This window comes from Corallococcus sp. AS-1-6 (assembly GCF_020037015.1).
In the GTDB taxonomy this organism is placed as follows: Bacteria; Myxococcota; Myxococcia; order Myxococcales; family Myxococcaceae; genus Corallococcus.
In genome coordinates this window covers 130597-148544 of the sequence record NZ_JAIQDE010000004.1, presented here as the reverse complement: position 1 = coordinate 148544, position 17948 = coordinate 130597, and the positions used below count along the sequence as shown (strand labels likewise).

20 protein-coding genes are annotated in these 17948 nt (G+C 70.7%); 14 read left to right on the top strand and 6 right to left on the bottom strand.

Translation table 11 applies throughout. The features are described 5' to 3' along the window. Positions 1 to 462 precede the first annotated feature (462 nt). The 4 genes from K8612_RS07680 to K8612_RS07665 form a co-directional block, all read right to left on the bottom strand. Positions 463 to 795: a helix-turn-helix domain-containing protein gene (locus K8612_RS07680; RefSeq protein WP_223761808.1), complete on the bottom strand. Its 333-nt coding sequence runs from the start codon at positions 793 to 795 to the stop codon at positions 463 to 465. Between the two features lie 683 nt (positions 796 to 1478). Continuing rightward, positions 1479 to 2051, bottom strand: coding sequence for a sce7726 family protein (locus tag K8612_RS07675; protein WP_223761807.1), 573 nt, complete (start codon positions 2049 to 2051; stop codon positions 1479 to 1481). Between the two features lie 170 nt (positions 2052 to 2221). Next, positions 2222 to 3052, bottom strand: coding sequence for a hypothetical protein (locus tag K8612_RS07670; protein WP_223761806.1), 831 nt, complete (start codon positions 3050 to 3052; stop codon positions 2222 to 2224). Beyond that, positions 3049 to 3384 carry a hypothetical protein gene (locus K8612_RS07665; RefSeq protein WP_223761805.1) on the bottom strand — a complete coding sequence of 112 codons (336 nt, stop codon included), beginning with the start codon at positions 3382 to 3384 and terminating at the stop codon, positions 3049 to 3051. Before K8612_RS07665 ends, K8612_RS07670 begins: the two co-directional genes overlap by 4 nt. Before the next feature lie 503 nt (positions 3385 to 3887). Between K8612_RS07665 and K8612_RS07660 the strand changes: the two genes are divergently transcribed. The 11 genes from K8612_RS07660 (at position 3888) to K8612_RS07610 (ending at position 12504) form a co-directional block, all read left to right on the top strand. Next, positions 3888 to 4085 (top strand): hypothetical protein, encoded by a 198-nt coding sequence (locus tag K8612_RS07660; protein WP_223761804.1) that lies wholly within the window; start codon positions 3888 to 3890, stop codon positions 4083 to 4085. After that, the gene (locus tag K8612_RS07655; RefSeq protein ID WP_223761803.1) at positions 4082 to 4420 is read left to right on the top strand and encodes a hypothetical protein; all 339 of its coding nucleotides are present in this window, start codon (positions 4082 to 4084) and stop codon (positions 4418 to 4420) included. Before K8612_RS07660 ends, K8612_RS07655 begins: the two co-directional genes overlap by 4 nt. 543 nt (positions 4421 to 4963) lie before the next feature. Beyond that, on the top strand, positions 4964 to 5281 hold the full coding sequence (locus K8612_RS07650; RefSeq protein ID WP_223761802.1) for a hypothetical protein: 318 nt from the start codon (positions 4964 to 4966) through the stop codon (positions 5279 to 5281). Continuing rightward, entirely contained in the window at positions 5278 to 5490 is a 213-nt protein-coding gene (locus K8612_RS07645) for a hypothetical protein (RefSeq protein WP_223761801.1), read from the top strand. Before K8612_RS07650 ends, K8612_RS07645 begins: the two co-directional genes overlap by 4 nt. 145 nt (positions 5491 to 5635) lie before the next feature. Then, the gene (locus tag K8612_RS07640; RefSeq protein WP_223761800.1) at positions 5636 to 7342 is read left to right on the top strand and encodes an amidohydrolase family protein; all 1707 of its coding nucleotides are present in this window, start codon (positions 5636 to 5638) and stop codon (positions 7340 to 7342) included. Between the two features lie 105 nt (positions 7343 to 7447). Beyond that, entirely contained in the window at positions 7448 to 10021 is a 2574-nt protein-coding gene (locus K8612_RS07635; protein ID WP_223761799.1) for a hypothetical protein, read from the top strand. Then, entirely contained in the window at positions 10014 to 10649 is a 636-nt protein-coding gene (locus tag K8612_RS07630) for a hypothetical protein (protein ID WP_223761798.1), read from the top strand. The genes K8612_RS07635 and K8612_RS07630 overlap by 8 nt, the downstream gene beginning before the upstream one ends. Next, complete coding sequence (locus K8612_RS07625; protein ID WP_223761797.1) at positions 10642 to 11070, top strand: hypothetical protein; 429 nt, start codon at positions 10642 to 10644, stop codon at positions 11068 to 11070. Before K8612_RS07630 ends, K8612_RS07625 begins: the two co-directional genes overlap by 8 nt. Before the next feature lie 80 nt (positions 11071 to 11150). Continuing rightward, positions 11151 to 11927 carry a phage antirepressor KilAC domain-containing protein gene (locus K8612_RS07620; RefSeq protein ID WP_223761796.1) on the top strand — a complete coding sequence of 259 codons (777 nt, stop codon included), beginning with the start codon at positions 11151 to 11153 and terminating at the stop codon, positions 11925 to 11927. Between the two features lie 72 nt (positions 11928 to 11999). Beyond that, complete coding sequence (locus tag K8612_RS07615; protein WP_223761795.1) at positions 12000 to 12209, top strand: hypothetical protein; 210 nt, start codon at positions 12000 to 12002, stop codon at positions 12207 to 12209. Positions 12210 to 12240: 31 nt separating this feature from the next. Then, complete coding sequence (locus K8612_RS07610; RefSeq protein ID WP_223761794.1) at positions 12241 to 12504, top strand: hypothetical protein; 264 nt, start codon at positions 12241 to 12243, stop codon at positions 12502 to 12504. Here K8612_RS07610 and K8612_RS07605 read toward each other — a convergent pair. Continuing rightward, positions 12444 to 13274: a hypothetical protein gene (locus K8612_RS07605; protein WP_223761793.1), complete on the bottom strand. Its 831-nt coding sequence runs from the start codon at positions 13272 to 13274 to the stop codon at positions 12444 to 12446. The genes K8612_RS07610 and K8612_RS07605 overlap by 61 nt on opposite strands. Before the next feature lie 835 nt (positions 13275 to 14109). Between K8612_RS07605 and K8612_RS07600 the strand changes: the two genes are divergently transcribed. The 3 genes from K8612_RS07600 (at position 14110) to K8612_RS07590 (ending at position 15694) form a co-directional block, all read left to right on the top strand. Next, the gene (locus K8612_RS07600; RefSeq protein ID WP_223761792.1) at positions 14110 to 14955 is read left to right on the top strand and encodes a hypothetical protein; all 846 of its coding nucleotides are present in this window, start codon (positions 14110 to 14112) and stop codon (positions 14953 to 14955) included. Between the two features lie 2 nt (positions 14956 to 14957). After that, positions 14958 to 15257, top strand: a complete 300-nt coding sequence (locus K8612_RS07595) for a hypothetical protein (protein WP_223761791.1) — start codon at positions 14958 to 14960, stop codon at positions 15255 to 15257. Positions 15258 to 15337: 80 nt separating this feature from the next. Further along, a complete protein-coding gene (locus tag K8612_RS07590) occupies positions 15338 to 15694 on the top strand; it encodes a hypothetical protein (RefSeq protein ID WP_223761790.1) in 357 nt (118 codons plus the stop codon). Between the two features lie 5 nt (positions 15695 to 15699). Here the strand turns inward: K8612_RS07590 and K8612_RS39500 are convergent, their stop codons facing one another. Then, entirely contained in the window at positions 15700 to 17916 is a 2217-nt protein-coding gene (locus K8612_RS39500) for a fibronectin type III domain-containing protein (protein WP_223761789.1), read from the bottom strand. Between the last annotated feature and the right edge of the window lie 32 nt (positions 17917 to 17948).

Here is a 17948-nt window from a genome sequence, read left to right as displayed (position 1 = left end):
TGATGAGTTCGTCGGCCACGGCATCGCTGAAGAGGGTGCGCAACAGCGAGTAGGCGTGCCGTGCGGTGCGGGGAGCGATGTCTCCCGCCCTGACGGTCAGCATCACCTTCTCCATGGCATCGCGCACGTGCCGGTAGCGAACCTGGGTCAGCAGCATGGGCGCGCCGTCTGACGTCCGAAGGTGCGGAAGGACGTGCTCCAGCCGCGCCTTGTCATCGCGCGCGCTCGGCAGGCCGCGACGCTGGCGCCGCTCCATCCACTTCGCCGCGTAACTCTCGACTGTGACGGGTCCTTCACTGTCGACGCTGCGCGCGGCCTCCACCTGGCGCTCAAGCGCGGCGAGCCAACTCCGCGCCTTCACTTCGTCCTCGGTCTCACACGAGACGAACTGCCGTTCGCCAGCGGCGTCCAGATACCAGCACCACCAGAACCGCGTGCCCGGCCTGCGGTAGAGGTTGCCCATTACCCGCCCCTCCGCATGCGAGCCGCGGCCCACGCGTCGGCGTCCGCCGCCGGAGCCTTGGCGTCCGGCTCCGCGGACGACGCCTTCAGCGCGAGCAGCTCCGCGCGTGAGACGCGCACCACCTTGCCGCTGCCGTACTTCGTCAGCTTCCGGTCGCGCAGCCAGTTCCGGATGGTGGATACGGAGACGCCGAGGAGCGCAGCCGCATCCGCCTGCGTCAGCAGTTCCGGCCTCGACGCCGCCGGCGTCTCACGGAGCGCCTTGAGTGCGCGCTCCACTTCGCGCCGCACCAGCGCCACCAGTTCAACACCGCCCTCGATGTTCTCGCTCACCGCTCCCTCCTGTCGGGCGTCTGAATGCATGTGCAGTATCGATGCCAAAAGGAAATACGACGCGCTGCGCACTGCGGATGACGTCGTTGGGGAGCACAGCCTCGGATACTCACCCCCGGAGGCTGCTTGAAACATCAGTATCGCACGACGATTTTGCTTGCAAGTGATTGCCTGCACTTTTTGCTTGCATCCTCGCTGCGCCACCGGGCGCACGTCGGATTCCGAGCAACCACGGCCGGAGTTGCTCGGCCTTCCATCTTCGGAAGTCAGCGGGAGCGCGCGACCATCGAACCTGTCTTGGATTGCGCGACACTCGACGCGGCGCGCGGCCACACCGCGAGCGCTAGCCCGTACCACTCGGCGGCCGGTGCGAGGGATTGCTGAAACATCGGTGGCCCCATGCGCGCACGCGGTGCCTGCATCGACTGCTTCGCGGCTCGTCTTCGTGCGCTGCATGGGCCACCCCGAAAGACGGCACCCTCGCCCGACGAGGTAAGACGCCGGGCGCGGTGCCGGAGCCGCCTCCCGGGCTGCACCCCGTCGCACGGGTATGCCTCGCGGGCTGCGGCTCTAATGGGTTCCGGTCGAACCGGAGGTGGTGGAGTCCCGCTGCTTACCTGGGCCGAAGCCCCAGCGAGTACGGCGAACTACGGAATGCAAGGTGCGCTGGTTCTACGAGACTGTCAAGAGGCTCTCCATTCCTCGCGCTGCAGTAGCACCTGGCGCACGCGGGCGCGGAGTTGATCCGCCGGCACCTCTTCGACGAGGCGCGCGTAGAGGACGGCACGCGACCTCCCGCGCACGCCCCGCGCCGCGCCCAGTTCCTCGAGGAACGCGAGCGCCTCGTCACGCCACAGCAGGCGGCAGGTGGCCAGCGGATCCGGCTCCGGGTTCGCCGTCGCCTCGCGCAGTTGCTCGAAGCGCAGGCCGAAGAGGTCCACCTCGATGCGGAGGACGCCCCACCAGGACGGCACCACCTGCAGCGCCTCCTGGAGGTGAGCGACACCGGTGACCAGGGTGCACCGGCCCATCGCCGCGCCGTAGTGCTCCACCTGCGTCGGCAGCCGGGAGAGCGTGTCCCGGTCCGCCTTGAGCTCGTACCCGTGGAGGCAGTCCGCGGAGATGGACGCCACGTCCACGCGGACGAACCCATGGCACAGGCCGAGCTCATCGACGACGCGCGCGCCCGGGGTCCGCAACCCCACCTCCTGGCGCAGGACCGGGCGGATGTCGCGGTCCCGGGCGGTGCAGGCCACGCGTCTGTCCTCCGGATGGGGCCGGTGTGTCTCGCCGTGGTGCGCACAGGCCCAGGCGGTGCCGCAGGCGCACGCGACGGCCTCCGCCTGAGTGCAGCACGGCGCATCCCCGCGCACGAGGCTGCGCGGGCGGGAACGGTGCCGGGCCGACTTCAGCGAGCGCGGCGCGCTCACGGAGTTTCCTTCGTCTCGGCAGGCGGGGCGGAGAGGGCGGCGTGGACTGCGTTGGCGACCTGCTGGGCCCGCTGACTGTCACCGTAGATGGTGAACACCGCGTCGTAGGCCGCGCCCTCGGCGGCGAGAACCTGCGCGCGGAGGGCGTCGCGCTCCGCCTCGAACGCGTCGCGCTCGCTGACCATGCGCTTCGTGGCGTCCACGATGTCCTTCGCGGTGCCGAGCACGCCCTGGGGCGCGTTGAATCCGAGCTCCCCAGCCACGTGGTTCAGCGCCAGCTCCAGGTCGGCCTCGCGTGAGCGCGCGCCGTCCCGCTCGGCCGTGAGCGTGGCCACCTTCGCGAGCAGGTCCGGCTCGCGCTGCATGGCCGCATCCCCGTCCGCGATGATGCCGCGCACGCGCTCCGCTGCCATGGAGGGGGTCGGGGTGTAATCCAGCCCGGCGGCGATGGCGCCCACCATCATGTCCACCTGGGCCTGGAGGGCGGACACCTGCGCCTCGTGCTCAGCGAGCAGGGCCGCGCCGGGGTGCTCGACCGCCAGCGCCGCCCGCAGTGCGCCGGACGCCTGGGCGTGCTCGCTGTACCGGATGACGCCCGCGTCCAAGTGCGGCAGGTGAGGCTCGACCCGACGCGCTGCATGCAGCAGCGCTGCGTTGTCTGCCACCAGCCCCGGCACCTTCGCGCCCTCCAGCGCGGCGTCGCGGAGGCGATAGAGCCGCCGTTGGGCAAGGGCCTGGTGCTGACAATACGCCCCAGGAAGCAGCGTCAGCGTCTCCTCAATCCGCTTCGCCTCCTGCTCCACCTCCTCTGGCTTGCACGCGCTCATCCCCGGCCGCCCTTCTTCGCGGGCTTGAGGAGCCCCTCCGCTTCCAGCCCGCGCACCATCAGTCGGGCCAGCGCCTCGTGGAGGCCCGCCGTGTCGCCCTCATAGCGCGGCATGAGCCCCTCGCGCTGGCGGTACGCCTCAATGGCATCGGCGTGGTTGTCGAGGGCGGAGTCCAGGCGCAGGTGCAGCGCCAACACCTCCGTGAGGATGGCCGTCTGGCTCCAGCCCGCATCCAGCTTCGCGGAGAGCCAGGCGTCCTGGTCGTCCGGGGGCCGGAAGGCATACGTGGGCGACTTCCTCTTACGGGTTGGCGGCTTCGGGGTCAGGGTCATGGCTCCGGACTGTCGCACATCGCCTCCTGCAAGGCAGCGGGTGATGAGGTCAAAGTAGTCTGCGAACTCCATGTTTGCAAACTCCAGTTTGCGCCTTGCAAACACAAGAGCCTTAACATACTGTTCCTTTCGTTGAGGCGGACGGACGGGGCCCCTGGCGGGGAGAGGTGGAGGGCGGGCGCGAGCTGGGTGGCCAGCGAGGACGCCGGCAGGTGCAGCACCGCAGGGCACACGCAGCACAGGGGGTGGCTCTATGGACGAAACGACGAAGGCGAAGTTGATGGAGACGGGGAAGCGGGCACGGCGGCTTCTGAAGACGGTGGAGGAGCCGTCGACGCCGGGGGAATGGCGCAGCAGGTCGACTTCACGTTGGACCTCGCGCTTGAGCAGGTGGCGCGGATGTCGCGCGACATGAAGGCGGCGGCGAAGCGGGAAGCCGACGCGAAGGCCTAGGCCCCTTTCGAGGCGGGGCGCCAGTTCCGGCCCCGCCTACCGAGCAAACCATGTTCTCCATCAACCCCAGCGTCTTGATGGCCGAGGCTGCGGACCTCGACGCCCGCGCTCGTCGCAAACTGCGACAGGCCGACGCCCCGTGGTGCTCCCCGGACTCCGCCGCCAACCTCCGGAAGGACGCCGCCATCCTCTCCGGGGAGGCGACGTCGAAGCGCGCGAAGGCGACCCGGTTGGAGAGCGCACCGTGAAGCCCCTGCACGAGGTGCTCGCCGTGCTGGAGAGTCACCACCGCGCGGGCTACTCCCGCCCGGAGGCAGACGTGCCGCACCTGCGCTTCGAGTTGGAGCGCATCGAGCGCGCGCAGGCGACGGAGGCGGATGTGATGCGCGCGGCCGAGGACGCCATCGAGCAGTTGGCGCCGGACGGCAGCGCTGCGACGGACCGCCGGTGGCGCGAGGAGCAGACGACGTACACGGCGGCGCGGACGCGGCTCGCGGCGCTGGACCTGGAAGAGGTGCTGCTGCGCAGCACCGTCGAGTGCGAGTTGTGGTGGGCACGAACGCGCGCGCTGGTCGCGGCCTGAAAGTCAGACGCGACCGCTAGCGTTCAATCGAACGCCAAACACCTGAGAGGTCCACAATGGCATACTGCCGTCCGCGCAAACCATCGCCCGACATCATCCGGCACCGTGCCAACCGCGCCGAGTATTTCCGCGAGTTGGATGTGCTGCGCGGTCGCGTTCCGCCGATTCCTCCGGCCGTGCCGGCGGCGCCATCCGTCGCGGTGTCGGGGCGCGTCGAGTTCTCGCCTCCATCGCCTGCGCAGAACGCGGCCAACGGCACGTGCTACTGCGGCGCTCCGCTCATTCACGGCGCAGACGGGCTCATCTGCGGATGGGGACTCCACGACGGCTGAGTTCTCGGTTTACGCAACACCGTGCGTTCCGGACTGCTGCATACGGGCCCGGGCCGATCTCTTGGCGCGCGAGGTTGCAACCCGGTCCCATTGTGGGGCCGGGCCTTTCGAGGCGCGGACGTCGCGCGCCCGCTCGGGGCGGACTGGCACACCCCCACCTGTCCGCCCCGGGCTCTTTCACCGCAGCACTCACCCAGCAGCAGGAGGCAGCATGGCGACGGCGAAGAAGGCAGCGAAGGCGAAGCAGGTGGTGGTCATCTCCAGGACCCCTGGCAGCAACTGGGCCCGCGTGCTCCAGGGCGCGCTCATCGAGTATGACCGCAAGGGCGGGCACGCGGTGCTGGAGGGCGCTCGCCAGGCGCTCTACTACGGCAAGGACTCCTGCGGAGAGTTGGGCCTCGCGGTCAACGGGCCGAAGAGCGGGAGCCGCGTGGGCCCGAAGGTGCCGGGCCGCTGCGAGGTCCCGGGCGTGTCGCTCGTCGTCGACTGCACCGCGGAGGCCGTGAAGGCCTGGGAGTCGGCGCAGTGAGCGGGACGCGCGGCTCCGGCGACGGCTCCGGCTACGGCTACGGCTACGGCTACGGCGACGGCTACGGCGACGGCTCCGGCTACGGCGACGGCTACGGCTCCGGCGACGGCTCCGGCGACGGCTCCGGCGACGGCTCCGGCTCCGGCGACGGCTCCGGCTCCGGCGACGGCTCCGGCTCCGGCGACGGCTACGGCTCCGGCGACGAGTAGAACACGCAGCATCCGGGGAGCGGCTGTCCCTGGCTGAAGTGCAGCACCCGGCAGAAAGCTGACGTGGGCGTGGGCCCGGCAGTGGCGACTCGAGGTCGCCCGCCAGCGCAGCAGCACGTAGCACCCTCACACTCATAGGAGTCGTATGTCTCTCCATCAGCGTCTCACCGCGCTGGCACTCGTGTGCCTCGCGTCCTCCCCCGCGCTCGCCGAGCGCATCCCCGTCCCGTCCACTCCGTGCGCCGACAAGGTGAGCATCAACGGCCTCGTCTTCACCGCCTCGAAGGACCCGGCCAAGCGGTACGCCCAGGCTCTCGCGGAGAAGGACGGCAAGGTCATCGCCGTGGGCAGCAACCTGCGGGCGCTGTCGTTCGCGTGCGACAGCACGCAGGTGGTGAACCTGGCCGGCGCCACCGTGACGCCCGGCTTCGTTGACCCGCACGAGCACGAGCGCACCCCGGCGGCCCTGGAGCAGCAACTCTGCCCCATCTACAGCGCACCCGGGCAACTCAACATCAACCCCACCTACTCCGAGGCGCTGGACGCGGTGACCTTCTGCGCCACGTACTACTACCCGGCGGGCGCGCCGATGGTGCTGCTCCTCGGGCCCTCGTTCAACGCCGCGAGCCATGGCCAGAACGTGCGCGCCGCGCTGACGATGGCGGCCCCGCTCAACCCCGTCATCGGTTTCGACGCGGGCGAGGGGCATGGCATGGTGGCCAACGACGCCGCCTTCGCCGCGGTCTGCACGCCCACGACGCCCGACGCACAGGACGTCTACGGCGGCTACCTGGGTCGGCTCGATGACGGCTCGCCAGACGGCTTCGTGCAGGAACTGCAGCAGGTCCCTTTCTTCCGCTACCTCTCCAGCTTCAAGGCGCTGGCCGACAAGCGCGACGAGTACCGGGTGTGGCGAAACAAGGCCCTGGCCCAGGGCATCGTCTACGCCCTGGACATCCCCTTCGACGGCACGCCGGAGGAAACCATCAGCATCGGTGACGGCCTGGTGCACCCGGTGGAGCAGGACATCGCATGCCTCCCGCTGTCCGGCACCGCAACCTGCCCCGCGCCCAGCACGCCGGGTCGCGTCCGCTGGGTGAAGGTGTTCCTGGACGGCGCCGTCTCCGCGTGTGGCGGCAACTCCGACTACCCCTACCTCGACCCCACCCTCTGCCCGTCTGCGGGCCCGGGCTGGAGTGGCCGCGCCGACATCAGCCGCCAGCAACTGGAGGCCAGGATGCGCAGCGTGATGGCCAACCCGGAGCAGTGCCTCATGGTGCACGCCTTCGGCCGCGAGGCGACGCGCGTGGTGGCGGAGGTGGCCACCGCGCTGTGGCTGGAGACGGGCCGCGTCCCGTGCCTCACGGTGGAGCACGCCGACATGACGGACGAGGTGACGCGCCAGTTGATTGCCGCACTCGGCATCTACATCGTCCAGAACGCCCCGCACCTGGACCTGCTGCCCCTCATGACCACGCGGTACGACTCGCGCGAGTTGAACGACTCCCAGCGCTTCCGCTCGCTCTTGGAGGCAGGCATCCCCCTGGCCCTCGGAGGTGACACGTTCGGCGCGCCCGAGGCCCCGCTGAAGCAGATTCACCGCCTCGTCACCCAGGCCCGGCCGGAGGAGCGGCTCACCGTCGAGCAGGCGGTGACGGCCTTCACCCGCGGCAGCGCCGAGGCGCGGCGCCTCAGCAACCTGGGCACGCTGGAGCCGGGCAAGGACGCCAGCTACGTCGTCCTCTCGCACAACATCTTCAGCGGCAACCTGGCGGACCTCGAAGCGGCCACCGTCACGAAGACGGTCATCCGCGGCGAGCTGGGCGTCCCCGTCCCGCCGCCGGCCCAGTAGCCCCTCCCCTCTCCTGACGTATCCAGCGGGCGGCGCAGCGCGGGCCGCCCGCCCTCTTCCCGCGCGTCGTCACGACGGCGCGCTCCTCGACGGCAGAGGTGCCAGATGACGACGTGCACGGACAACACGAAGTACACGACCGACGATGTTGAGACCGATGTGGCCGGGCTGGAAGGCACCATCAACAACAGCGGCTACGTGGAGGAGTTGCAGGACCTCGACCGCGAAGCCCTCGCCCGCCTCAAGGCCGCCGCCCTGATGGGCGCCCAGGTGCCGGGGCTGGAGGAGCAAGTGCGGACGCTCACCAACCGCGCGACTCTGGCGGAGGAGCAGCGGACGCAGACGCACCAGCAGGTGGCGGAGATCGCCAAGGTGCTGGACCCGGAGGTGACGCCGGACGCCTGGGGGTGCCTCGAAGCCGCGCAGAAGCGCATGCGCGAACTGTCCGCCCTCCATGGGCGGGTGGACGCGCTGGAGGGCCAGGTGGACTCGACGCTGGGCGTGCTCAAGGAGCGGCTGCTGGACGCGTTCCCCGAAGCGGAGGTCCCGGCCATCGGGGAGCGCTTCCGTGGCAAGGACTCCACGTGGAGCCTGGACAGTGTGCGCGCGCTGGCGGAGCACGTGGCCTCCCTCGCCGCCCAGGTGCCCACGCTCCGGGCCCAGGTGGCCACGCTCACGGCCGATCGGGACGAGGCAGTGGCGCTGCACAGCGCCGACGCGAAAGCGTGGGTGACGCTCCACAACGATGCGAAGAGGGAGAAGGAGCGCGCCGAGTCCGAGCGCGACGCCCTCCGCGCGCAGGTGAAGAGGGTGCTGGAGGCCCACGACGACTACCTGACCAGTTTGGCTGGCGAGGAAGCCGAGGCCATGGCTGAGCGCGACGTGGCGTTGGAGGACCTGCGCAACGCCCTCTCCGCCCTGCCCGCCGAGACGACGCCGGAGGAGTGGGAGAACACGTGCGAGCACGGCGACCATGCGGCGCCCGCCGGACAGCGGTTCTGTTCGCTCGCGTGCCAGCGCTGCGAAGCTGAGTCCATCAACCCGGACGACGAGGGATGCTCCGGCGTGTGCGGTCGCGGCGAGGAAGCGGCGAACTCTCCGGCCGTTTCGGATGGTTCAACTCCGACTGCCGAACCTGAAAGCGCGGCTTACATGTTGGCGGCCCGGCGCTGGCATGCTGCCGTTGAGCGCGCGGCCTCGAATGCTGCCGTCGTGTCGCGCTACCGGGCCCACGCCAACGGCGCGTCCGTCCACCCCGGTGCGCTGCGCGAGGCGGTGCGCTGGGTGCTCCACGGCGACGTGCCGGTTTGTGGCGAGCCCTCCACCGTGCAGGGCAACTGCAAACCGGCCGCAAACCGGATGCTGTCCGCGCTCGACGTGCGCCCGACGGTGCCGCCGCTGCTGGAGCGCCCGCCGGAGGCCGACCCGTACGTGGCCCGGGTGACGGAGTTCCACGAGTCCATGGGTCTGCCGGTGCGCCACGTGCCGGACGTTGGCACCTTGGAGGAGCGCGTTCTCGGCGGCGGCCTCATCCTGGAGGAGTCGCTGGAGTTCTTGGGCGCCTCGGGACTGCGCGTGCGCGTGGGCTCGGCCGTGCTGAGGATGGCGGACCTCGTGGTGGAGGTGGACCCCGACAGCCCGGGGCCGGACCTCGCCGCCATGCTCCACGAGCTCGGGGACTGCCAGGTGGTGGTGGCGGGCCGCGCGGTGCAGTTCGGGCTGCCGCTGCTCGCCGCGGTGAGCGAGGAGATCCACCCGGCGAACATGCGCAAGCTGGGGCCGGACGGGCGCCCGGTGAGGCGCGCCGACGGGAAGGTCATCAAGCCCGCGGGCTGGGTGCCGGCGGACGTGTCCCGGGTGCTCCGCCGCGCGCAGGAGGGCCGCCCCACCCTGCCCCAGCGCATCGACTCCAGCCTCGCGAAGTTGGGCCACGAACTGACGCCCATGGGGCGCCTCATGGCCTCCGAGGTGGACGCGATGCTGCACCCCTCCGGACGCTGCACCTGCGCGGGCGAGGGCCAGTGCGAGTGGTGCCGCGCGCGGTGCGACGCGTGCGGCGGCCCGAGCGTGCCGGAGTCCGTGCGCCGCGCCGTGGTGCGCGTGTGGAGCGCGCTCCGCGTCACCACGCCGGAGCAGGGCGCGGCCGTGGCCGTCCTCCGCGCCGTCTTCCAGGAGTTGCCCGTGCCCGACGGCGACGAGGGGCGAGAGGCGGTGAAGCTCCTCACGCGACGGATGGCCTCGCGCGTCCAGGGCTCCATCGGCATGCGCAAGCCTCCGGACGCCCTCAGTTACCAGGACGTCGTGCTGATGGCTCAGGCGTGCAAAGCGGCGCTGTCGGACATGCTGGACCGGCACGACCTGCCGGAGCCCGTCAAGGAACTCATCGCCCTCGTCCACAACAACCTCGTCGACGTGTGGCAGGGCGTGGCCCACCTGCAGGACCTGGCCGGGTCGGCGATGGTGAAGGCCGTGCAGGACGCCGCGCGCCTCGGTGCGGAGGACATGCGCGAGCGGGCGGCGCTGAGGCTGGAGTCTTCGGCCAGCGAGGAGAGCGCGACGACGGGGCGTGCTACGCCGGAGACGTACTCCCTCAGCCACCAGATGGCGCTGAAGCTGGAGTTGGAGGCGCTCGCCATCCGCGACCTGCCGCTGCCCGGGGATGAGGTGCCCCGTGGCTGACCTTGTGGCGTGGGTGGTGAAACTGGACGACGATCACCACGAGGTGGTGTTCGAGCGCTCCGAGGCACGTGCGCGGGTGCGTGGCGCTCGGAAGGAGGGGCTGGACGCGCGCGACACGGAGGCCCGGCGCGAGCCCCGCCTGGACGCGCATGCCCCAGGGCCGGTGCCCGCCCAGGCGCTGCTCGCCATCAACTGGTGGCTCGAATGCAGCCACTGCGCCCACCGCGTGGAAGAGGAAGGCTGCTGGCGCTGCGCGGACAACGCCGATGAGGAGGCCAGCCACGAGATGGAGTGGGCGCCCCCGGTGACGCGCGGGCAAGACGTCTGGTGCTCGGAGGCGTGCCGGGAGGCTGAGGCGCGTGAGCGCACCGAGCGGCGGCTCGCCCGGGAAGCGGTACTCGCGGAGGTGCGTCAGACGCTGCCAAGCGCGGAGGTTGCGAGCACGGTCGTCACCTCCGGCACGGGCACGGTGTGGCTGCGCGTCCCGGGCTGCAAGGGGACGGTCAAGTACGAGTGGCCCACCGGCACCCTCTGGGCGGAAGTGCGCGACCACGCCATCCTGCTCGCCGCCCTTCGTCGCCCGGCCCTTGAGACGTGGAAGTCGGAAGGCGGTGCCGTCCATGGCTGACGACCTGCTGAAGCCCCAGCCGCCGCCGGTGGCCAACGACAAGCCCGCCGTCTGGGACCTCGTGGTGCAGGACCTGGACCTCGACGAGGCTCGGCTCCCACCCATCTCGGCCGACAGACCCTGGGCTGAGCAGCGCGTGGTGGCGCTGGTGCGCGCGGACGCGAAGGCCCGGGACGCCCAGGGCCGCGAGCGCTACGGCGTTCCGCTCCAGGCGGGCAACGGCCGCGACGCGCTCGTGGACGCGTACCAGGAGCAGCTCGACTTCGTCGTCTACCTCCGGCAGGCCATCGAGGAGCGCCTCCTGGTCACGCCGCCGGACGACGAGGTGTTCGTCCTTGAGCACCTCAACCTGCTCTACGGCAACGTGCGCGGCACCGTCCGGCACCTGCGCTGGCTGCTGCTCGCGCACGACGGCCGGTAGCCCCTTTCCCACCCCTTTCACGCACCACCCCCGCGGCGCCCGGCGGTGGTCGCCCGCATGTGCGCCACCGGAGGAAGTCCATGTCCTGTCAGCCCAGCAGCATCCAGGTCGCCGGAGTCGTCATCACGCAGGACGCCCACGGCAGGTTCAGCCTCAATGACCTGCACCTCGCGGCGGGCGGCGAGGCACGACACCAGCCGTCCAACTTCCTTCGCCTGGGCTCGACGAGGGCGCTGGCGGCCGAGCTGGGAAACTCCTCAGAAGTGAGGAGTTCGCCGGTGGAGGTCGTGACCGGTCGCAACGGCGGGACGTTCGCCTGCCACGAACTCGTCATCGCCTACGCGGCCTGGGTGTCCCCGCCCTTCCACGTCGCCGTCATCCAGACGTTCATCGCGGTGGCCACGGGCAATGCGCCCCAGCCGCCCGCCCCTGCCTTCGCGGTGCCGAAGTCACTCCCGGAGGCGCTGCGCCTCGCGGCGGACCTGGCCGAGAAGGTGGAGTCCCAGCAGGCGCAACTACTCGCCCAGCAGCCCGCGGTGGACTTCGTCGACCGGTACGCGAAGGCGGACTCGCTGCTCTCGCTGCGCGACGCCGCGAAGCGCCTGTGCATCCCACCGCTGACGCTCAACGCGCGGCTGGTGGAGGACGGCATCCTCTTCCGGCGGCGCGACAAGAAGCTGGAGCCCTACGCCGAGTACGTCGCGCGGGGGCTGTTCGCCTTCCCGCCCAACCTCGTCACCCTGCACACAGCGGCCGGCAGCGTGGAGAAGGACTTCTCCCAGACGCGCGTGACACCTGCCGGTGTCGTCTGGCTGGGCGAGCGCTACGCCGAGTTGGCCGCGTCCCTGGCCCACTGAAGCGCTTGGCGCGGTCCGGCTTGCCGTTGCGGCACCGCGTGCGCATGGCCACCTTCCGCCGAGGAGGTGGCCATGCCCGTGTCCAGGATGCCCGTCGTGAAGCTGCACCTCACAGCCGCCGCGGCGAGCCTGCACGCGCAGGCCCTGGAGGCTGGCGGCGTCCTCCCGGCGAACGTGGAGCGCGTGGCCCACCTGGTGGACGACGCGCTCCGGGAGGCCAGCCGCGAGGCCCAGACGGACGTGCGCGGGCCGCCGCCGGAGGACTGGGCGGCGCCGCTGTAACCCGGCACGCCTCCTGCTCTCCGCGCCCGGCATGACGACAACGGAGCGGGTGGTGCTGGCTCAGCGCTTGGGCGAAGCGGAGGCGGAGCTGCAGGCGGCGATGCGCGGGCTGGACGGGAGTCACGGGGCCCGGACGCGGCTCGCAGTTGCCCGTGAGGAACACCGGGCGGCGGAGGCTCAGGCCCTGGCGGTGCTCGCGGGCCAGCACGTGCTGGGAGACGCGGCGAACGTCGATCAGTACAGGCCGCCGGGGCCGCTCACGTTGTCCGGCTTCGAGCCGCTCACGGGGATGTAGCATCCGCCCTTCCACTCCCCGGCCTGCTTCGGGCAGGGCACCTGAGCGTCGAGCTTCAGCCAGCATCCACCGTTGATGGCGACTTCCTGCCCGGAGCAGGGCGCCTCCTTCTGGCCCTTGAACGGCGCGTCCGGCACGCGGTAGCGCTCCGGGAGCCGGTTCCCTGCGCCAGACGCGAAGCCGGCGGTGAACACGGCCTGCTCGCGCGGCAACTCCGGTAGCGCCATCTCGTCGAAAGGCTCGGGCTCCGGCGTCGGAGCGCTCACCTGGACGGCGAGAAGGACGCCGGCAGCCGCCAGGGACAGGGCCGTCACGAGGCGAAGGGCACGGGCCGGGCGGATCGCGCGCGGCGCCGACACCGGGGAGGGCGGCGCTCGGCGCGGCACCGGGGCGCGGCCCGTCAGCAGGTGGACCAGCCGCTGTTTTGTCGCTCCCGCCGCCATCAGCATGTCCATCACGTCCTCGCTCGTGTCCAACATCTCCGCCTCCACCGCGGAGGCGTCGGCACCAGAAGGGACGGAGACGAGCTCGCAGGCGATGAAGGCCGGGCGGACGGAGGTCGTCACGAGGTACTGGAGCGCCACATCCGGCGCTAGGTCCACCCTTGCCCCCGTGGGCGTCACCACGTAGGCCGGGTTGCCCGTCTCCTCGTTACGCGCCTCGTAGACGCGCCCCAGCCCTTCGCCCACCCGCAGCCGCCGGCCGAACCGGTACGGCCCTACCCCGCCCTGGTGCTGCTCCATCAACGGCTGCTCGTGTCGCGTATTCATTCGGCCCGGCCTTTCCAGCTTTGAGCGTAGATCATGGTCCCAACCGAGCGAGCAGGGGCTCGGCCACAGCCATCAGGTGTCGTCTGGAGGGACCCATCCGCGCGCGAGAGCAGCCTCCTCGAGCCCCATCCTCGCGACCCCCGCCTCGGAGGCCTCTGCCCCCTCTTCCGGGTGTTCCTTGAGGCGCTTCACCAGGAATACCTGGGCGCTTCGCGAGCGTGCGGTGTGCGGGAGCAACTGCTTGAACACCACGCTGCCCCGGTGCGCCCTCTGCCGCAGGCCCGAATCCGATTTCTTCACATCGTCTGGCACCCTCGTCCCCCTGGGGTATGACGCGGCGGCACGCCGCTGCCGGCGATGGCGGGTATAGGTATATATCTACGCGCAGTCAATAGATATATACCTATCCAACCGACGGACGTCGGGGGTGCCGGAGCGTGGCCGCCCCTTCTGTCCAAACATGGGCAGTCGCTGGACGACGCCCTGTGCGGATGCTGTTGATGCCGGGTCGGGCGGCGGGTGCGGGTGAGCAGGGCGGTAGGCAGAAAGACGACGGGCCCGACCGGGGAAGACGGTCGAGCCCGCACAGGCCAGGAGCGCCGGGGAAGCACCGCTGGGGACGCCAGTATAGCGCCCCTGCGCGCGTGCGCACGGGCAGGAGTTCCTGATGCCCGCCTGTGCCCGTCCTAGCGCCACGACCTCTCATGCTGCCCGGCCCGGCACGGCACGGTTGCCGCCGGCCCCCACCCCGGACGACGAGATGGAGGCGCTGCTGCATCTCCTGCGTGAACTCCCGGACGGATGCCCGGAGCAGCGCCGCGCGGAAGGTCGCCTCGTGCAACTGATCCAGCCGCACATCGCACGGGCGGCCGGCAGCATCGCGCGCGCCTGGAAGGTGAGCGCGCAGGACCTGGAGCAGGAGGGCCAGTTGGCGACGCACAAGGCGTGGCGCCGATTCACGCCCGGCCGCGCCCCGGGGCGATGCCTGTACCCGGCCTACGTGCTCCGCCTGGCTCGGCAGGCGATGGAGCGGGCTGCCGCGGCGGAGCGCAGCGCCGTCCACGTGACGCGACATGCGCGCCGGAAGGTGGCGCGGGCGAAGCGCGCGGCGCGGTCCACGGGCGTGGCGGTGTCCACCGCGCTCCGCGCCCAGGGACTGGACGAGGCCTCCATCCTGTCGCTGGGGGAGGGCTCCATCTCCACCGTCTCGCTGAACCACCTGCTCGAAGGTGAGGACGGCCGAGATTCAGCAGCGAACGCAGAGGCGCGCCTGGGGCTGGTGGACACGACGACCGCGCAGCAGGCGCACGTGGCTGAGCGCGATGCCGCCCTCGCCGCGCTGTACCGGCTGCCCCGCCTGCAGCGCGAGGTGGTGCAGGCGCTGGCCGGCTTCAGTCGGGGTGATGGCCTACCGGCCACGGAGCGGACGCTCGCGCAGGAGCTGCGCCTGCCGGTGGCCCAGGTGCATGACCTGCATGTCCGGGGACTGGCGCGGCTCCGCAAGGAACTCGACGCCCTGGGACACGGGCCCGCGCTGCCCAATGACACGGCAGGGAAACTGCGGCGCCACCGCGAAGCCGCCCCCCGCGACGTGCGTCGGCGCCCCGCGGGTCCGACGGCGCAGCTCGGCCTGGAACTCCTGCGCGTGGAGTCCCGGCTTCCGTCGCTCATGGGAGCGTAGCCGTGCCCACCATCGTCGCGAAGAAGGCGGGCATCTGCACCGCGGCCGGGTGCGGCGGGCGCATCCTCAAGGGCGAGTACGTGGAGTACTCCGCCGCCACCGGCACGCGACACCTGGAGTGCGCGAGCGCCGAGCAGGGCCGGCGCCCCAACCTCCGCGCCGGGCGCTGCCGGTGCGGCGCCCAGGTAGCCCCGCGTGAGGGCTCCGTCCGGCTGGAGGAAACGCGGCTAAACGGACGACACCGCAAGTTGTGGCGCGTGGACTGCGCTGGGTGCAGCCGGCCCCTACCCCCTTTGGGGTAGCGGAAAGCTGAACGCCTGTCAGGTGCCGACGCACACGGCTCCATGCTACGGAGGTCCTGTCCAACACGGATGGGGGTGACATGCTTCGTGTGCTGGTTGCTGCTCTGGTGCTGGCGAGTGCCGCCGGCTGCTCATCGTTTCGCAAGCAGTACTTGCAGCGCGCCGATGTTTCGGACGAAGAGCGGGACGCTGTCCGCCGCCGCAAGATCATTCTCGGGATGCCCGAGGAGGGGGTGCAAGCTTCCTGGGGGAAGCCGTGCGGACGGAAAGCCGAGACAGGCCAGAACGGCCAAACATCCGTCTGGATGTATTGTCGAGGCTGCCCTTCCGCCGCTGCAAGAATAGACATTGCCACCGCGCGGTATGAACGCGCCCGGTGCGCTCAGGAAAAGTCGGTCACGTTCACGAACGGACGTGTCAGCAGGTTCGCTGAGTAGCGCACTCACGTCGCCGCGCGGAACCTCACGCCGTCGAGGCTGAACTCCGTCGTGCTGCCGGTCATGGGGGTGACGCTCCCATCAGCGGCAATGCGAAGCCTTCCGAATCCGGTGTTGCTCACCACGGCCAGTTGCAGTTCGAAGGGTGGGCGGTAGCCAGCAGGCAGAGTGAAGGCGGCACTGCCGAGGGAGCCGCTCTTGATTGAGCCTGCGAGGACGACGTCGCCGACGTTGTCCTTGTAGTACGCCGGGTTGCTCCGCGGTGAGCCCGTGGCCACCCAGCCGGAGGTCAGCGTCACGCTCTGGTAGTCCTGAGGACGAGACTGAATCACCACCCTCGCCGAGTCCACGTAGAGGGTGTAAGCGAGGGCATTCGCCTTCCCGACGTAGAGCTGGCAATAGCGCGCGCCAAAGGGAGCGACGGCGCTGTTGCCGCTCCCCATCTCCTGCCAAACGGTGGACTGCGCCCGCCTGTCCACCTCGGTGATGTCGATGAGGTTGAAGGTGTCACTCAGCCACGCCAGCCACAGCACGGACTGGTAGTTGAAGTTGAACGGCACCGGGTCGTTGCACACCAACACGCTGGGGAAGAGCAGGTCACCCGGGCGGACGGCGAAGCGCTGGCTGCCCAGCTTCGTGGCCACCAGCGTGGACGCGAGGCGCACCGCGCGAACGCCGCTGAATACGGTGGTGGCTTCATCAAAGGCATCCACGTTCCAGGTGCCCGGGGAGACGCCCCATCCATCCGGGGGCTGGAGCGGGTCGCTCAGCGCCTCGAAGTCCGCGTTGAGCGGCAGCGCCGCGTAGGTAACGGTCGGCAGGAGCATCGACGGCGCGACGTACCTGGGCGCGAGCGTCACCTCCGCGCTGGCAGGACCTGCGTTGCCCTTCACATCGCGGGGGATGACGCGCGCGTAGTAGGAGCGGCCCGCCACCAGGTTCGACACGCTGAAGCTCGTGGTTCGGCTGTTCTCGCGGTACGTAGCCTGCGAGGGGGTGAAAGCGGGAGAGCTGCTGATGTGAAGCTCGTACGAGTCCCACGCGGGCCCGGTGGTCGCCGGCGTCCATGTGAGACTGAAGCCGTTGACGGTGTTCGTGACCGCGAGCCCTGCCGGGGCAGACGGCCCCGTGAAGGGGACGCTCGGCGCGACGCCGGGACGGGACTCCTTTGAAGCCCAGACGGCCAGGCTCGTGGACGGCCTCCCGCGGAGCTCAAGCTTCGTGCGCGCCTCGCCGCTGGACGCCGCCTCGAAGTCGACGGACTGGATGGCCAGGGTCTGCGCAGAGTCGAACCGCACGCCGTCGGGCTGGACCTCGATGAGGTCCGACGCCTCCAAGTACCAGTGAATCCCGGGGAGCGTCAGCGTCATGCTCACCGCCGACTCGGAGAGGTCCGCGAGCGCCGCGTTCGCCAGGCGCGAGGCCTCCGCCGCGGTATCGATGAGCGAGGACGCCGCCTCCGCCACCCGCATCCACCGGCGCCCGTAGAGGGCGATGCTGGCGGAGTTGCTGACCTCCACCGTCTTGCGCTTCCGCGCGCCGGTGGCGTCCACGTCCGCCTTGTCGGAGTACACCACCTGCACGACGTTCCGGACGTGCTCCAGGCTCTGCCGCACGGGCGACGCGTCCAGATAGTAGTCCGGCCCGTAGCTGGCGACGGGAGTGCTCGTCAGCCGGTCCGGGCTCCAGAGGGTGAGTGCGAAGGCGCCCGCGTCCGTCCGCCAGCGCATGCGGACATCCCAGCCAATCTGCTCAGCGAGGAAGCGGAGCGCGTCCAGGATGGGCTCCTGCTTCTGGGTGTACGGCCCGCGCACGCTGCTTGGGTTCACCGGGGTGTAGAGCCCGTAGCTGCCCATGCCATTGTCGTTGAGGATGGACTGGATGACGGACTGCACCGGGACGCCGACCGCGCTGCCATAGTTCCGGTCCGTCTCGATGTGCGTGTCCTGCAGCACGCCGCCGAGGTCCCGGCCGCTGAAGGTCATCTCCTCCGGCCCCGGGTCCACCTCGTCGATGCGACCGCGCCAGGCCTCGGTCCACGAAAACTCCGGCACCGACGCGCGAGGCGTCCCGAGCGGAGCCGCTGCGGTCTCAATGCGGAAGTACGCGCCCGCGCGGATGAGGGGCACGTAGGCCCCCTCGCTCGTGTTGAAGAAGCTCGCCACCACCAGCGGCGCCAGGGACAGCCGCGTCCCGCCGGGGCCGTTCCGCACGACGGACACGCTGGCAGTTGAGACCGGTGCCTCAATGCTGT

Excerpts from the sequence above, each read along its gene's own strand:
- K8612_RS07665 (WP_223761805.1), bottom strand. The coding sequence starts at position 3,384 with ATGACCCTGACCCCGAAGCCGCCAACCCGTAAGAGGAAGTCGCCCACG.
- K8612_RS07615 (WP_223761795.1), top strand. The coding sequence starts at position 12,000 with ATGCCCGTGTCCAGGATGCCCGTCGTGAAGCTGCACCTCACAGCCGCC.
- K8612_RS07590 (WP_223761790.1), top strand. The coding sequence starts at position 15,338 with ATGCTTCGTGTGCTGGTTGCTGCTCTGGTGCTGGCGAGTGCCGCCGGC.
- K8612_RS07605 (WP_223761793.1), bottom strand. The coding sequence starts at position 13,274 with ATGAATACGCGACACGAGCAGCCGTTGATGGAGCAGCACCAGGGCGGG.
- K8612_RS07670 (WP_223761806.1), bottom strand. The coding sequence starts at position 3,052 with ATGAGCGCGTGCAAGCCAGAGGAGGTGGAGCAGGAGGCGAAGCGGATT.
- K8612_RS07620 (WP_223761796.1), top strand. The coding sequence starts at position 11,151 with ATGTCCTGTCAGCCCAGCAGCATCCAGGTCGCCGGAGTCGTCATCACG.
- K8612_RS07650 (WP_223761802.1), top strand. The coding sequence starts at position 4,964 with ATGGCGACGGCGAAGAAGGCAGCGAAGGCGAAGCAGGTGGTGGTCATC.
- K8612_RS07610 (WP_223761794.1), top strand. The coding sequence starts at position 12,241 with ATGACGACAACGGAGCGGGTGGTGCTGGCTCAGCGCTTGGGCGAAGCG.
- K8612_RS07640 (WP_223761800.1), top strand. The coding sequence starts at position 5,636 with ATGTCTCTCCATCAGCGTCTCACCGCGCTGGCACTCGTGTGCCTCGCG.
- K8612_RS07635 (WP_223761799.1), top strand. The coding sequence starts at position 7,448 with ATGACGACGTGCACGGACAACACGAAGTACACGACCGACGATGTTGAG.
- K8612_RS07660 (WP_223761804.1), top strand. The coding sequence starts at position 3,888 with ATGTTCTCCATCAACCCCAGCGTCTTGATGGCCGAGGCTGCGGACCTC.
- K8612_RS07625 (WP_223761797.1), top strand. The coding sequence starts at position 10,642 with ATGGCTGACGACCTGCTGAAGCCCCAGCCGCCGCCGGTGGCCAACGAC.